This window comes from Candidatus Methanogranum gryphiswaldense, from assembly GCA_019262145.1.
Taxonomy (GTDB): Archaea; Thermoplasmatota; Thermoplasmata; order Methanomassiliicoccales; family Methanomethylophilaceae; genus Methanogranum; species Methanogranum gryphiswaldense.
On sequence record CP076745.1, the window covers coordinates 596884 to 611421 of the forward strand.

A 14538-nucleotide genomic window follows, 5' to 3' on the forward strand; every position below is an offset into this window, starting at 1 on the left:
CGTATCAGCTCTCCTTGTAGAGTGGGTGGATAAATCTGAAGTTATGATATTCCTCCTCATTCAAGAAGAACAACCTTACCTTATTCAGGTCCAATTTTGGTCCAGCCATAAAAGTTATGACTGTTTTTCCGTTGTTCAACGGTGTGGGGGTCTTACTTGTCCAGATATTCACTCCGTCCCAGATTTTTAGAGGTATGCCTTCGCTTACGCAAATGGCGCACATTGCTGGTAACTCTTTTATCTGAGGCTCGGTCTCTATGCTTAGAAGGATCTTTGAGTCTACTTTGGAGGCTTTTTCTACTTCTAGTTTGTATTTCACTTTGTTGTAGTCGCCCGAGAATATATTGATACTCATACCGCGAGAGTACAGTCTTTCGCCGTCGACATCATACTGGGCGAAGATGGTAGCGACTCTCTTTTTGGAGTTGCCCATAGGTATGCGTACTATTTTGTTGGAATTGTAGGCTTCACGGCTGACAGTTATTCTTTCTGCAGTGATATCATTGGGATCGGTAACCGGTGAATCGTCTTTGATCGCTATGATCGCTGTTTCGGCATCATTTGGCCAATTCATGGTCAGATCGCAGTCGTTCCCGCTCATTTTTTTCTCCACGTCCCTGAAAGGTTTCAGGTTTGCTACCATCACATCTTTTCCTCTTACAGCCACATTGCCCGCGGAGATCATGGGATATATGTAGTGCACTGCTCCGTCAGGAAGCATGAATCTCATACCGTCTTCGTATGTTTCGAGAGGTTGGACCTCTTTCATCCAAGAATTTAGATCGCTCAGTTGGATCATGCGTCCATACATCGTCACTTTTTTAGGCGAATAATATAGACTGACCTGCTCTTTGCTCTTCCATTTTGCTGTGAATGATCCATCTGATTTGTTCCAGCGTACTTCCATATCTCTTACTGGATCTGGGAATTTTATAGTTGTACCTGAGAATGCTGATCCCATAGACCTTTCTATTTTGCCTTTATTCTCATATTCTGCAACGAAAAGATAGTAGTATTTCACTCCGCCTACGAGACCGTAATCATCGAAGGGAATTACACCGTTATGGTTAAGTTCTATTTCGTCACCTGTTCCTGCTGTATTGGTACCTTCTTTTCTCCAGATACGTACTTTTGAACATCCTTTTGGTTTTTCGTAGCTTATCCGCAATCCTCCGCCGATAGGTTCGATGATGACGTTTTCGACCTCAACGAATACAGTGATAGGACCGCAGCTAGCAGCTTCCTTCGATAGTATACCGTAACGTTTACTGTATACTGAATAGTAATAATCGATGCCTGGGTCCATTGTTTTGTCTAAATAGACGCTGTTTGGGATCTCAGTTAGAGGTTCCGTGTCCTCATTCACTGTAGGAAGTCTGTCGTGTGCTCTGTAAATGCAGAATGTTGTATTCTTTCTTTCTTCAGGTATTGCGAATTTGAGCAAAGCTTTTCCTTCGCGTATCTGAATGGTTGCATCCGCTGGGGATTCTGGTGGGTACCCCATCATCTTAGCTTTTGTTGCAGGATGGTCGGGACATCTTTCGGCAGCAGACACGAACAATGCCATTTTAGCATCCTCGTCCTTTGTTTCCTCTGCCTTCTTACAAAGGGTTTCTGCATCAGTGACCCGTTGTATACTTTCCTCATATTTTTTTCTTAGTTCAACATCATTTTCAATGATATACGGGAAATCATTGATAGCCTTTTCACAGTACATCTGACAGCTTTTGAATTTCTTCATTTTATACGACTGTTCAATATTTTTTACTGTTGTGTCGTATTTGGCCATAGAAGTAGCTAGATCTTGGGAAAGTTCACTGATGTTAGGATATGTGGAATAGGTTTTTTTAAGATTCTTGAGATCCTCATCTGCTTTTTGAAGCAATCCAGATTCCAAGTTCTTTTTGAATCTCTCTTCTATTACCTTTGCCTTGTTAAGACTATCTTGGAAGTCAAATCCGCATTTTATACAAGTTTTGTTACCGGATGATTGCTCTGTGTTACAGTTAGGGCATTTGGTCTTGATGCTGAATCCGCATATGGAACAGCACATGGCGTTCCCACCGCTTTCTGTCATTCCACCGCAATTGGGGCATATGATCAGTTTGCTATCTTTTGTTGAGAAATTGGAAAGATATTTTTTCTTTATACAATAATCCTCAAGTATGGCAACGGACATGTTCATGTCCGCGTCTGTGCCTCTTACGTAAGCATTTAGCAGATTATCGATGTATTCTCTGGAGAATGGTTGTCCATAATCTTCATCCATCGTACTCATTGCTGGAGCCAAGATCTTCATACAATTTCCATACTTCATAAGAAGCATCATTGCAGGATCGTCTTCCAATATTGTTTTGATGGCCCTTAAGGTCTGGATATAAGAGTCCTGTGTTGGCAGGACGTCCTGTTTCACATTGGCTACTCTTTTCTCACAGATCTCGAAAGCATTTCTCATGTCTGACAGGGAACAGCCCTCTCTAAGTCTGTTCACATTGATCTCCAGACTGGCATTATCAATGAGTTCGTTAAGCACGTCTGTGGGCATATATGCGCCGACGTCCCTCATTCCTGCAAATGCATTTGCTACCCTGGGATTCACTATTTGTGCAGGAGAGATGTCCTTGATGCCAGCGGCCTCAATGAGATCCGCTTTTGAAATATTGTCCCATCCTAGTTTTTTGACCAGTGCATCAGCGGTTCCTGGGAGCAAGATGCGAGTGCCGTCGTGAAGTATGATCGAATCCTTGTTGAGTTTGGATGCTTTGGCTGCGAGCACCCTGCGTCCGTCAGCGAATTCCTTCGCCTTCAGAGCAGGGTCGCTCATGACCTTATGCATATCCGGTACTAGTTCCAGGATCTTTCCTATTACGAATCTGCGGTCAAGGTCGTTCTGTTTATCTTTGAACTCCTTTATCCACTTCTTCTCTTTCTCATCGATTTTGGATTCGATGGATTCTGGACTGTACGTACTCACTTTGTTTGGATTGAGTCCGATCAGACGACAGTAATTTTCCCTGTCATTAGCCATTATCGGACCTCATCAGTGCTGAAGTTTAGCCTTCTCTCCGCTTTCGCGTAGTCCCATGGCACCTGTGTTGATGGCCATGGCGATGGTGCTGAACGTATCTCCTAGTTTGTCAAGGGTCGTGAACATGGCTCCTTCTTCAACAGTGGCAATCTGTCTGAGGAAAGATGTATCTGCCTCAGAGAATCCAACTGCGACGATGGTTATGCCGCCTGTTCTGCATGTGATGGCTTCAGAGACAGCTGTGTCCCTCTTACCCCAGATTCCATCTGTAAGGACGAGCACCATCTTCGCACCAGGCTTTCCACTGAGTACGGCTTGTGCAGTTCCAAGGGGACTGGCATCCGTTCCTCTTCCGAGCATGTTAACATTAAGGTCATCTAACGAAGTGATTATCGTGTTGGAGTCTGCAGTAAGTTCTCTTATGACCTTGACCTTGTCACCAAATCCGATCAATGCGACCTTGGTGTTCTCGTTGGAAACACTTGAAACAAAGTCCCTGATACTATCTTTCACTTCATCCAATGAGATCTTCATACTTCTGGACAGATCCACACATATGGCGATGTTCCTCGAGATCGGGGCATCCGAGCGCCTTGCTCCGGGTGCTTCTCCCATCCAAGAGATATCGTCTGGAACGGCTTCAGCATCTACATTGAGTGCTTCTCCGTCCTGATATGCGTTGACCTTCACGACACCGTTGTCGTCGTATGTGTATTCGATATCGACGAGTGTTCCGTTACCAACGTTGCAAAATCCAGTAATAACGACTTTTGCTAGGACATAGCAGTCTAGTGGGTTCTTGCTTTCACCCTGAAGTGTGTAGACTTCGATCCTGTCTGTTAGGTTACCTTCTGCGATCTTAAATGATTTTTTGACATTAACAGGAACTTTTGAGTTCTTTTTGATCATGATCTCGTTGATGTATCTTTTTCCATCGACACTGGTTGAAAGGGCACCGAGACTATGTGCTGTAACATCAGTGACCTTCTGATCAGATAGTCCAATCTTATCGCTTGTGTAAAGTTCAGAGACTATGGCTGCTCCTTTTGCCACGGCAAGATCGGTATCACTGTGCTCTATGACGTTGTCCTTTCCTGTGAGTTTTTTGAGGAATTTGGGTACCTGTGGCATCCTTGAGGATCCTCCTACCAAGAGGACCTCATCGATATCTTCCCATTTCATCTGAAGATCGTCCATTAATTTCAGGACGACATCCCTTGTAGCATTGAGAAGGTGTTGTGTTTTAAGGTCGAATTCTTCACGTGTGAGAGTGTATTTTCCAGCGTGACCTTCGTATTTTAATTGAATTGCAACATTGTCGGCTTTAGTAAGGATCTTCTTGTAATTCTCTGAAGCAACAATTAGTTCGTTCTTTTTAGACTCGTTCTCTCTGGGGTCCATTCCGAACTCTTCCTGGAATTTGTCACAGATGTATTTTGTTATGACTGAATCCCAGTCTTTTCCTCCAAGGAGGTGGTTTCCATCTGTTCCAATCACTACAATGTTTCCGCCTTTTATCTTGACGATAGTGACATCAAAGGTTCCTCCTCCGAGGTCGTACACCATGACTGTTTTATCGACAGAACGGTTGTATCCGTAAGATATAGCGGCCGCAGTGGGTTCGTTGACGATCTTCAGGACCTTTATTCCGCAGGATTCTCCGGCGCGTATTGTCGCTTTTCTCTGGAAATCGTTGAAGTATGCGGGTACAGTTATTACGGCGGAATCGATCTTTTGTCCAGATTTTTCTTCCGCTTCTTTTATTACTTCTTTCAAAAGCATCCCTGAGAGCTGTTCTGCCGTGTAGACCTTTCCGAAGGCCTCAACTGTAAAGCTATTGTCTCCCATTCCACGTTTGAAGGCCGCTGCGATGATACCTGCACCGCCAGCCTGCATGTCTTTGGCATCTTCTCCGATCAGGATTTCCCCTTTTTCGAGGAAACAAATAACTGACGGCGTAATGTCCTTTCCAAACGCGTTTGGAATGATTTCTGTTTTTGTTGTTTTCTTATCGTAAACTGCTACTGAGCAGTGAGTTGTTCCAAGGTCGATTCCTACCTTCATAATCCCATCACTACTTGTATTGCGCTTTTAATATAAAACTGCATTCAACCATGCTACGAAATTCGTAGCGATAATATTTGCAATTGAATTTTTGTATCATGTTACATGTATCATCTATGGATTTCGTATTTTTGTAATTAGTCAAATTCTGCATTAGAATTATATATTTTAATTTGTATGTTAGTTCAATTGAACAAGTATTCAAGTGATTACAATGTTACCGACAGACTGTAGAATGAAACCCGAAGATATTGACAAAGCCCGCATGTCGATGTTGAATGCCCATATGGTTGATGACGTTTCTGGATTATTCAAAATTTTTGGAGATAGTACCAGGATAAGGATATTATGGACATTGGACACCGTGGAAGAGATGTGCGTTTGTGGATTAAGTGAAACCCTCAGTATGTCGATATCTGCTGTATCGCACCAGCTGAGGATACTGAAGGATGCTGATCTTATCAAAGGGAGACGTGACGGCAAGAACATCTACTATTCTCTTTGTGACCACCATGTAAAATTGATTTTGGAGATGGCTTTGGAACACAGAAGAGAGGGTAGGGAATGAAAGCAGTCTTAGAGATTAAGGGGATATGCTGTCCTAATTGTGCATCAAAATTAGAGGATAGATTAAGGACAATAAAAGGGTGCGATTCTGTCACATATGCTTTTATGACACAGAGGATAACCTTGGAAACTTCCGAGGGGAATATGGACAGTATAATTACAGCTGCGATGTCGACGGTCCATAAATATGAACCAAAGGCAGAAGTATCATTGAAGAAGGTCTATCGGTGAGGATTAGTATTGACGTCATAAAGGTGACGGTCGCCTCTGTTCTTCTTATCGTGGGCCTGTATCTCAAGTTCTTGTCCGGTGCAGATGATACAGTCCAATTGATCGTGTTTGGTATTGCATATGTCATCTGCATATACGATGTCGTTGTTGAATGTGCGCACAATATTCGTCATGGTGATGTGTTCGATGAGAATCTTCTTACATTGATAGCGACGCTGGGTGCATTTGCCATAGGTGAATATCCAGAGGGTCTGGCTGTGGTATTGTTCTTCATAGTCGGTGAAATGTTTGAGGGATATGCCATCGATAGATCTAGACGTTCCATATCCGCGTTGATGGACATAGTTCCTGAGAGTGCAAATGTGATCAGAGATGGAAAGGTCATAGAGGTCGATCCCCAAGATGTTCATATTGATGAATTGATTGTTATTAAGCCCGGAGAGAAGGTTCCGCTAGATTGCTTGATAATTGACGGTTCAACATCGGTGGATACCAAAACGTTGACTGGAGAGTCCATGCCGCGTGATGTGGACGCTGGAGATGAGCTTCTAAGTGGTTTCATCAATCTTTCGGCAAAGGTGACCGCTAAGGTTACCAAGGTCTATGAGGATTCTGCAGCAGCCCGTATAATGGAGCTCATCGAAGATTCAGCTTCCAGAAAAGCCAGGTCTGAGAGATTCATCACTACGTTTGCCAGATATTATACACCTGCTGTCTGTCTATTGGCATTCTTAGTTGCTTTTGTGCCTATATTCTTCTTCGGACAGGATGTCCAGACATGGACATATAGGGCCTTGACATTGCTTGTGGTCTCATGTCCATGTGCATTGGTCATCTCTATACCGATGGGTTTCTTCTGTGGTATGGGGTGCGCCTCCAAATTTGGAATACTCGTGAAGGGAGGGAATTATCTGGAGATGCTTGCCAAGACCGATACAGTGGTCTTTGACAAGACTGGTACGCTGACAAAAGGATCATTTTCGGTCAGTAATATTCATTCTAATCAGATGTCCGAGGACGAATTGGTACAGTTGGCAGCAGAGGCGGAATTCTATTCCGATCATCCGATATCGATGAGTATAAAGGAAAAGTATGGCAAGGATATCGATCCCACAGTGATAGGGAGTTCCAAGGTAATCCCTGGAAAAGGCGTTGTGACCGAGGTTCGGGAGTCGACGATCAATGTTGGGAATTCCAAAATGATGAAGAGCATAGGTCAAACACCGATAGAGAATTGTTGTAAAGGCACCAAGGTACATCTGGCATCAGAGAACGGATATTTGGGTCATATTTCGGTATCCGATAAGGCCAAGGACGATTCAAGATGGACGATTAACTCTTTGAGGCATATGGGTGTAAGAACGGTCATGTTGACGGGAGATAACCGTGAGGTCGCTGACGATATGGCAGAAAGACTCGGACTGGATGAAGTGCATTCTGAACTTTTGCCGGAAGATAAACTTACTATTCTTGAGGAAATCATATCCAAGTCCAATGGCAGCACGGTCTTCGTCGGCGACGGTATCAACGATGCACCATCATTGGCCAGGTCGGATGTGGGAATAGCCATGGGAGGAATCGGTTCAGACGTTGCAATAGAGGCTGCGGATGTGGTCTTTCTGAATGATGCCCCCTCGAATGTGGTGACCGCAGTCAGGATCTCAAGACGTACAATGAGGATCGTGCATGAGAACATAATATTCGCTTTGGGCGTTAAGGCGATAATAATCGTATTGGCCGCAGCCGGCATCGTCGGTATGTATGCTGCGATATTCGGTGATGTTGGTGTATCGATAATAGCAATACTCAATGCGATGAGATGTCTCAGGACCAAAGGCGTAGGTCCAGACGTTATTACATCTGGGAGCGAAGATATCAATACCTGAGAAATCCTTACTTGCATCATGGATGAGCAAACTGCCAAAGAACAGTGCATATTGGCCTTGAGATATGTTTCAGGCAATGGTGCTCCCAGAGATCCGACGTTCGCAGCCACGATGTTCAAGAGAGTGGCTGCGGACGGTCATGCTAACGGGCAGTTCGGATTGGCAGAGCTGTTGGTGACCGGGAATGGGATACAGCAGGATATTCCCCGTGCGATAGAATACTATGAAAAGGCTGCTTCTCAGGAACATCCTGCCGCCATGTTCAGACTCGCTTCCATGATGATGGAAGAAGGGCCGATGCAGGATGTTGACAAGGCCAGAATGTATTTCATAAGATGTGCCGAGTTGGGAATGACGATGGCATTCATTGTCGCCGGGGACATCTATTTTTACGGGGTGGGCGGCAATCAGAATATGGAGGAGGCGTTTGTTTGGTATGAGCAAGCCGCAATAGCAGAGGACCCTATTGCGATGTTCAAATGCGGATATATGCTGGAGAACGGCATAGGGGTCAAGAAGGATGATGCAACGGCCCTACAGATGTTCAGGGGAGCTGCGTTAAGAAGGGTTCCCGAGGCTCAGTTCAAAATGGCATCGTTAGCATATGACGGCAAGGTTCCTGGAGGGAAGAAAGAAGCAGCTCAGTGGTATCAAAAATGTTCTGATCATGGGTATCCGGCCGCTACTTTCAATCTTGCAACCATGTATTACGAGGGTGACGGAGTGGACAGGGACTTTGTCAAGGCATTCGAACTTTACAGCAAGGTCGCGGAGGAGACGGATGACGGTGATGCGTATCTCATGTTGGGACGTATGTACTTGGATGGTCTAGGCACCGAGAAAGATCTGGATCTAGGATTCAAAGCGATAGGTAAAGCTGCAAATGCTGGAAATCAGTCCGCTTATCAATTGATTGAAGATATGAAAAGAAGACAGAATTCTCAGTTCATCAGGATAGATGGAACGGAGTGAGGATCTCTGTGAGGTCGTTCACGGTCTCATTCGATTTACAAGACACTCCTTTTTTCTTTCTGTCCAAGAAGATCGTATCGGTCCCTGCTCTGGACCCTGCTCTTATATCGTTGATCGAATCCCCGATCATAACGGCTTTCGAAGGATCGGCACCAAGTTCTTTCAGACATAGCAGGACGGGTTGAGGGTCTGGTTTTCCGTTGATACATCTGTCAGAACCGACCATGGAGCCGAAATAATGATTGAAGTTCAGTCTGTTGGATATACCATCGATGTGCGGTGTAAGGGAGTTGGAGACGATACCCAACTTCTTTCCTCTTGCTGATAGTTCAGATATGCATATTTTTGCATCGGGGAAGAGTTCTACTGCATCTTTGTAGCACGTATCGTATGTAGTTATTACAATACTAAAGAAATCTCTGAATTTACAGGGGCAATTCGGTTTGTATTTTTCCCAAGTGTCCCTCATAGGTGTTGTCACATATTCATCATATTTACTCGGATCGTAAGGTATTCCAAATTCCTTGAATCCGGCGCGTAGCGCGATCTCCAACCCGTGACTGGAATCGACGAGCGTATTGTCGAGGTCGAAAATGTATGTATCGTACTCTTTCACAGGTCTGCATTGTCTAGGAGGTTTATTGCTGTTTTCATTTTCATTTTTATATACGCATCATGCTCAAAGGAACCTTGTTCTTCTGTATGATTTAATAACACGCACTGAATAATGTATAATTGGAGTGACCATGATGGATGATATCGAGATCGCAGAGAATGCGAAGGTGAAACGCATCACAGAGGTCGCGGAGACCATCGGCCTTGCCGCGGACAGCATAGAGCAATATGGTAAATACATCGCCAAGGTCCCATTGGATGTAATTGAAAGATACAAAGACAATAGGGATGGCAAGCTGATTATGGTAACAGCTGTCACCCCGACACCGGCTGGAGAGGGGAAGACGGTCACAACGATCGGGCTCATTCAAGGTCTAGCTTATATTGGAAAAAGTGTGGTCGGAGCATTAAGGGAGCCGTCTGTTGGACCTACCTTTGGTGTCAAGGGAGGGGCGACAGGAGGAGGATATTCGCAAGTATATCCGATGTGGGATATCGATCTTCATTTTACAGGTGATATACATGCTGTCGGATCTGCAAACAACCTTTTGTCGGCCGTACTTGAGAATCAGCTTGTAAGGGAGAATCGTCTGGGGATAGACCCATCTCGTATCGTTCTCAAGAAGACCATGGACATGAATTGCAGGGAGCTTAGAAGTATAGTCGTAGGTTTGGGTGACAGCAGGGTAACGGGCGGAGTGACCCACCAGAGCGGATTTTTGATCACTTCTGCATCGGAGATCTCGGCCATATTGGCGTTAGCTTTGGGATACGATGATCTCAGATCAAGGCTTGAACAGATGGTGGTTGCATACACATATTCAGGAGATATCGTCACAGTCAAGGATCTTGGTTGTGTCGGAGCCATGATGATCCTTCTGAAGGATGCAATAAAACCAAATCTTGTTCAAACTTTGGAAGGTCAGCCAGTGTTCGTGCACGGTTTTCCGTTCGCGAATATTGCGCATGGAACCAATAGTGTAATAGCGACCAAGACGGCCCTCAAATTGGGAGATTATGTTGTTACAGAGGCAGGATTTGCGGCCGATCTCGGAGGAGAGAAGTTCATGGATGTGGTCTGTAGACAATCGGGATTCTCTCCTGATTGTGCTGTCTTGGTGGCATCCGTACGTGCGCTCATGACGCACGGAGGGGCAGAGGTCAAGAAACCGGAAACATTTACCAGAGAGGCTCTGGTCAAGGGACTGGCCAACCTTGATAAGCATATCGAGAACATAAGGCTGTACGGAATACCTGTTATCGTGTCTATCAATCATTTCGCGTCTGATGATCCTGAGCACATTCAGATGCTTTGTGATCACTGTTCAGGCCTTGGTGTGGAATGTGTCAAATCAGATGCATTCATGAAAGGCGGCGCGGGTGCTGCCGAACTTGCCAGGAAGGTTGTGAAGATCATAGATGAAGGTAAAAAGGACTTTAGGTTCCTTTATGAAAACGACATACCTGTCAAGGCAAAGATCGAGAAGATCGCCAGGGAGATCTACGGTGCAGACGGAGTGGAATACAGTCCGATGGCATCAAAGACCATAAAGGACCTGGAGGAAAAGGGTTACGGAAGACTTCCGGTATGTATCGCAAAGACACAATATTCTCTCTCAGATAAAGCTGAGTTGAAAGGTGCACCGAAAGGATGGATGCTCAATGTCAGGGAGGTCACTCTTTCTGCAGGGGCAGGTTTCATAGTACCGATATGTGGGTCGATCATGCTGATGCCCGGACTGGGAAGCGAACCTGCTGCAATGAGAATGGATCTTGATTGTGAAGGCAAGGTCATTGGTCTGAAGTGACCTTGTTGTTTCCTTTTGCCATGTCATACCAGCGGGATGCTTCTTCTTTGTCTTCTGGTACGCCATCCCCGGTATTGAACATATTGCCTATCAAGATCTGAGAACCTCTGTGGCCATTCAATGCTGCAGAAACAAGCCAATCCAATGCTTGTTCCGTATCTTTTGGAACCCCTACACCAGTTTTATACAACTGTCCTAGTATGAACTGTGCTTCGGAATTACCTCCGTTCGCAGCCATAGTGAACCATTTTGCAGATTCTTGAAGGTCCCTTCCTATTTCTTCACCATCAAAATATATCAGTCCTAGTGAGTATTGTGCTCTGGCATCGCCGTTCTCTGCCGGAGGTCTAAAACATTCCATCGCTTTGCGTATGTCCTTATCGGTTCCATATCCTCTGATGTAGATCTTGCCCAAGAAGTACATGGCGGTAAGGTGTTCTTCATCCGAGGCTTTTTGGAACCATGTTCTTGCAGCATTGAAATCCCTAGGGACCCCTTGACCTCTTGCGTACATAAGCCCTAGACAGAATTCTGCATCAGTATCACCTTCATTCGCTTTAGAAGAAAGTATCGAAAAAGCAGTTGGATAGTCACACTCCGATCTATTACGGATAACGAACTTGGCCCATTCCAATGGGTCCATAGCTGTAGGTGTGGGAACTGCCATAATGCCCGGAATGTTTGGACCTAGTAATAACGTTTGTTGTTTTGTACCGTTTTTTATAGGACGAATGAAAGTGATAAATATGATGCTACAATGTTTTCCAGTTATGAGCTCACAATCGATCATCAGCGAGGACGACCAATGTTTCGCTGCGCTTTCCATCATGGACGTCAGTTCCAAAAATTACGACATGAAGAAGGCACTCTCCACCATTGAGCCGCTGGCTTCTCAGGGAAATATCGAAGCACAATACATATACGGTCTTTTTCTTTATACGGGGACTCATATTGATCAGGATAGGATATCCGCTTTCAAAATGTTCAGATCTTCAGCTGTTGGAAACAATCCAGAAGCGTTGCTGTTGATGACAGAGTATGATAAGCTGGGTGAAGGGCAAGCATTCGATGACCTGTTATCACTTAAATTCAAGGCCAAACAAAGGGACGTGGACGCATGTTCCAAATTGTTCGAGATATACAGTAACGGAGGGGCGCTTGTCAAAAAGGATCACAAGATAGCATTGAGTTACTGTACAGTATGTGCGGAGAAAGGCAATATAGATTCCATGAGCACCATCGGATTCATGTATCTGATGGGAAAAGGAGTCAGTAAAGATAAAGAAAAGGCCATGTATTGGTTGAAAAAAGCGGCAGACCTCGGAAGCGGTGAGGCCATGTACAGAATAGGGAGCATGTACGAAGAAGGCCTATGTTTTACTGAACCGGATCTTAAAGAAGCTGCAAAGTGGTATACTTTCTCTGCCAGTGCTGGTAATAAAGATGGTCAATACTCAATGGCAGCGTTCTGTTGTGCGCAAAAGACCAAGTATTACGATCCGAAGAGAGCAGCACAATTGTTCCAAGCTGCAGCTGACCAAGGCCACATAGAGGCAGCATATCAGATAGGCATGACCTATGCTTTCGGAGAAGGTGCTAAGAGAGATACAGGTCTTGCAATCAAATATCTCGAGATGGCTTGTGAAGGAGGATCTCAGCAAGCCATGGTAGATTATGCTAATATGCGGTTCGAAGGGACCATGCTGCCAAAGGATGAGCACATCGCGGCGAAATGGTTCGAAGTAGCTGCCAATAGGTGTGATGGAACAGCACAATACGCATTGGCTTGTATGTATGGCAACGGTATCCATTTTGAAAAAAGTGATGAGATGGCCGCAAAATGGTTCAGAGAGTCAGCTGAAATGGGCGATGCGAACTCCCAATATTGTCTCGGGTGTTTCTGTTACGAAGGTAGAGGTTGTACCAAGGATGCAAAGGAGGCCGCTTCATGGTTCGAACAGGCCGCTGAGCAGGGACAACCTGCCGCTAAATCGTTTTTAGGTATGATGATGGTCAGTGGCAAGGATATTCCGCAAGACGTCGAGAGTGGGGTGGCAATGTTGCATGAGGCCGCTGATGATCATGGCTACTACGAGGCACAGTATTATTTGGGTAAGATCTATTCTGAAGGTAAGTATGTGCTCAAGAATATCCCGTTGGCCAAGAAATATCTCGCAATGGCTGCAAAGCAAGGAGATGCCGACGCCGTTGCATTGATCGATAAGATCAAAGCAGAAAAGATCCGTTGAATAGGTGCTGTAATGGTCAAGGATGATATGATATTTCACGATGCCGAACTCGGCAACCCATATGCAGGATTGGGTGTGGCGTACATGTATCATTATGGTAAGAACATTGAACAGAATGACGAAGCGGCTATGGACTGGTATATGAGGTCTGCGGAGAATGGTTGTTCTAGGGCGAAATGGGAGCTTGCAAAGGCTTTTCGCGATGGTACGATAACCAACGTGGACAATGAATATTACATATATTATCTGAAGAAGGCGGCAAGTGCCGGAATACCTGAAGCCAGGTTAGAGTTGGCACTTATGAACATGAGTGGTGTTCTGATACCTAGCAACCCGCATGTAGCATTCAATTGGATGCACTTGGCCGCCGATCAGAATCTTCCTATGGCGGAGTTCCTGCTGGGTTACATGTACGGACAGGGCATAGGTACGGAGGTCGATAAGGCCGAAGAGGAAATGCTCTATTCGAGGGTGGGCCTTCACGGCAATGCGGAATTGTTCTACTGGATAGGTAGAAATTATGAGTACGGGCTCATCGGTGTAAAGAAGGACCTTTTTGAAGCTGGAAGATGGTACAAGTTCGGTGCCGATATGGGTCACGAGTCATGTTATATCTCGTGGCAATTCGTTCTTAATGTTTTAAGCGGAGTAAAAGAAGAATCACTTCAAGACAGGGAGTTCAGACTTTCTCATACAGAGGCTGCCAAGGAAAGGACCATGAGGGAGACAGCTTTGGCCTACGCGGACAGCTGTTTGAGCAATGACCAGTATGAGGAGGCCTTTGATAATTATCAGGAGGCAGCCGATCTTGGTGACCCGGTGGCGATGTACACTATTGCTCTGATATACCATGATGGATACCTAATGAAAAGGAACGATAGCATGGCACTTGAATACATGAATAAAGCCTCCATGGCAGGTTCCGAGGATGCGCAGTTCATAATGGGAACCCTATATGAGATAGGTAGAGGGGTTCCAAAGGACGTCAATGAGGCAATATATTATTTTACTATGGCGGCAGCACACGGTTATCTCACTGCGTACTATAGATTATCGAAATACATGGAGCATCCTGAGATATATGTCAGAAATACGGTGCCTATCATCATAAGGTAAGT

At 45.0% G+C, this 14538-nt stretch carries 11 protein-coding genes; 7 read left to right on the forward strand and 4 right to left on the reverse strand.

From position 1 onward, the window contains the following. Positions 1-4: 4 nt before the first annotated feature. Positions 5-3028 (reverse strand): zinc ribbon domain-containing protein, encoded by a 3024-nt coding sequence (locus KRP56_03120; GenBank protein ID UAL08253.1) that lies wholly within the window; start codon positions 3026-3028, stop codon positions 5-7. 12 nt (positions 3029-3040) lie between these two features. Next, entirely contained in the window at positions 3041-5092 is a 2052-nt protein-coding gene (locus tag KRP56_03125; GenBank protein ID UAL08254.1) for an Hsp70 family protein, read from the reverse strand. A gap of 214 nt (positions 5093-5306) precedes the next feature. On the opposite strand from KRP56_03125, the gene KRP56_03130 reads away from it, so the two are divergent. The 4 genes from KRP56_03130 to KRP56_03145 are packed head-to-tail and all read left to right on the forward strand — an operon-like array spanning position 5307 to position 8748. After that, the gene (locus tag KRP56_03130; GenBank protein UAL08255.1) at positions 5307-5660 is read left to right on the forward strand and encodes a metalloregulator ArsR/SmtB family transcription factor; all 354 of its coding nucleotides are present in this window, start codon (positions 5307-5309) and stop codon (positions 5658-5660) included. Next, positions 5657-5890 (forward strand): cation transporter, encoded by a 234-nt coding sequence (locus KRP56_03135; GenBank protein UAL08256.1) that lies wholly within the window; start codon positions 5657-5659, stop codon positions 5888-5890. The genes KRP56_03130 and KRP56_03135 overlap by 4 nt, the downstream gene beginning before the upstream one ends. After that, positions 5887-7776 (forward strand): cadmium-translocating P-type ATPase, encoded by a 1890-nt coding sequence (gene cadA, locus KRP56_03140; protein ID UAL08257.1) that lies wholly within the window; start codon positions 5887-5889, stop codon positions 7774-7776. Before KRP56_03135 ends, cadA begins: the two co-directional genes overlap by 4 nt. Positions 7777-7794: 18 nt before the next feature. Further along, positions 7795-8748: a hypothetical protein gene (locus tag KRP56_03145; protein ID UAL08258.1), complete on the forward strand. Its 954-nt coding sequence runs from the start codon at positions 7795-7797 to the stop codon at positions 8746-8748. On the opposite strand, the gene KRP56_03150 is transcribed toward KRP56_03145, so the two are convergent. Beyond that, the gene (locus KRP56_03150; protein ID UAL08259.1) at positions 8726-9364 is read right to left on the reverse strand and encodes an HAD family hydrolase; all 639 of its coding nucleotides are present in this window, start codon (positions 9362-9364) and stop codon (positions 8726-8728) included. The genes KRP56_03145 and KRP56_03150 overlap by 23 nt on opposite strands. Before the next feature lie 130 nt (positions 9365-9494). On the opposite strand from KRP56_03150, the gene KRP56_03155 reads away from it, so the two are divergent. Then, positions 9495-11171 (forward strand): formate--tetrahydrofolate ligase, encoded by a 1677-nt coding sequence (locus KRP56_03155; protein UAL08260.1) that lies wholly within the window; start codon positions 9495-9497, stop codon positions 11169-11171. Here the strand turns inward: KRP56_03155 and KRP56_03160 are convergent. Continuing rightward, on the reverse strand, positions 11155-11814 hold the full coding sequence (locus tag KRP56_03160; GenBank protein UAL08439.1) for a sel1 repeat family protein: 660 nt from the start codon (positions 11812-11814) through the stop codon (positions 11155-11157). The genes KRP56_03155 and KRP56_03160 overlap by 17 nt on opposite strands. A 127-nt stretch (positions 11815-11941) precedes the next feature. On the opposite strand from KRP56_03160, the gene KRP56_03165 reads away from it, so the two are divergent. Together KRP56_03165 and KRP56_03170 are read left to right on the forward strand one after the other, a co-directional pair. Then, positions 11942-13420: a sel1 repeat family protein gene (locus KRP56_03165; protein ID UAL08261.1), complete on the forward strand. Its 1479-nt coding sequence runs from the start codon at positions 11942-11944 to the stop codon at positions 13418-13420. A gap of 12 nt (positions 13421-13432) precedes the next feature. Beyond that, positions 13433-14536, forward strand: coding sequence for an SEL1-like repeat protein (locus KRP56_03170; protein ID UAL08262.1), 1104 nt, complete (start codon positions 13433-13435; stop codon positions 14534-14536). Positions 14537-14538: the final 2 nt, after the last annotated feature.

What these genes read in the sequence shown, in the direction of transcription:
- KRP56_03120 (UAL08253.1), bottom strand. Translation starts at nt 3,028, where the DNA reads ATGGCTAATGACAGGGAAAATTACTGTCGTCTGATCGGACTCAATCCA.
- KRP56_03125 (UAL08254.1), bottom strand. Translation starts at nt 5,092, where the DNA reads ATGAAGGTAGGAATCGACCTTGGAACAACTCACTGCTCAGTAGCAGTT.
- KRP56_03130 (UAL08255.1), top strand. Translation starts at nt 5,307, where the DNA reads ATGTTACCGACAGACTGTAGAATGAAACCCGAAGATATTGACAAAGCC.
- KRP56_03135 (UAL08256.1), top strand. Translation starts at nt 5,657, where the DNA reads ATGAAAGCAGTCTTAGAGATTAAGGGGATATGCTGTCCTAATTGTGCA.
- KRP56_03145 (UAL08258.1), top strand. Translation starts at nt 7,795, where the DNA reads ATGGATGAGCAAACTGCCAAAGAACAGTGCATATTGGCCTTGAGATAT.
- KRP56_03155 (UAL08260.1), top strand. Translation starts at nt 9,495, where the DNA reads ATGATGGATGATATCGAGATCGCAGAGAATGCGAAGGTGAAACGCATC.
- KRP56_03160 (UAL08439.1), bottom strand. Translation starts at nt 11,814, where the DNA reads ATGGACCCATTGGAATGGGCCAAGTTCGTTATCCGTAATAGATCGGAG.
- KRP56_03165 (UAL08261.1), top strand. Translation starts at nt 11,942, where the DNA reads ATGAGCTCACAATCGATCATCAGCGAGGACGACCAATGTTTCGCTGCG.
- KRP56_03170 (UAL08262.1), top strand. Translation starts at nt 13,433, where the DNA reads ATGGTCAAGGATGATATGATATTTCACGATGCCGAACTCGGCAACCCA.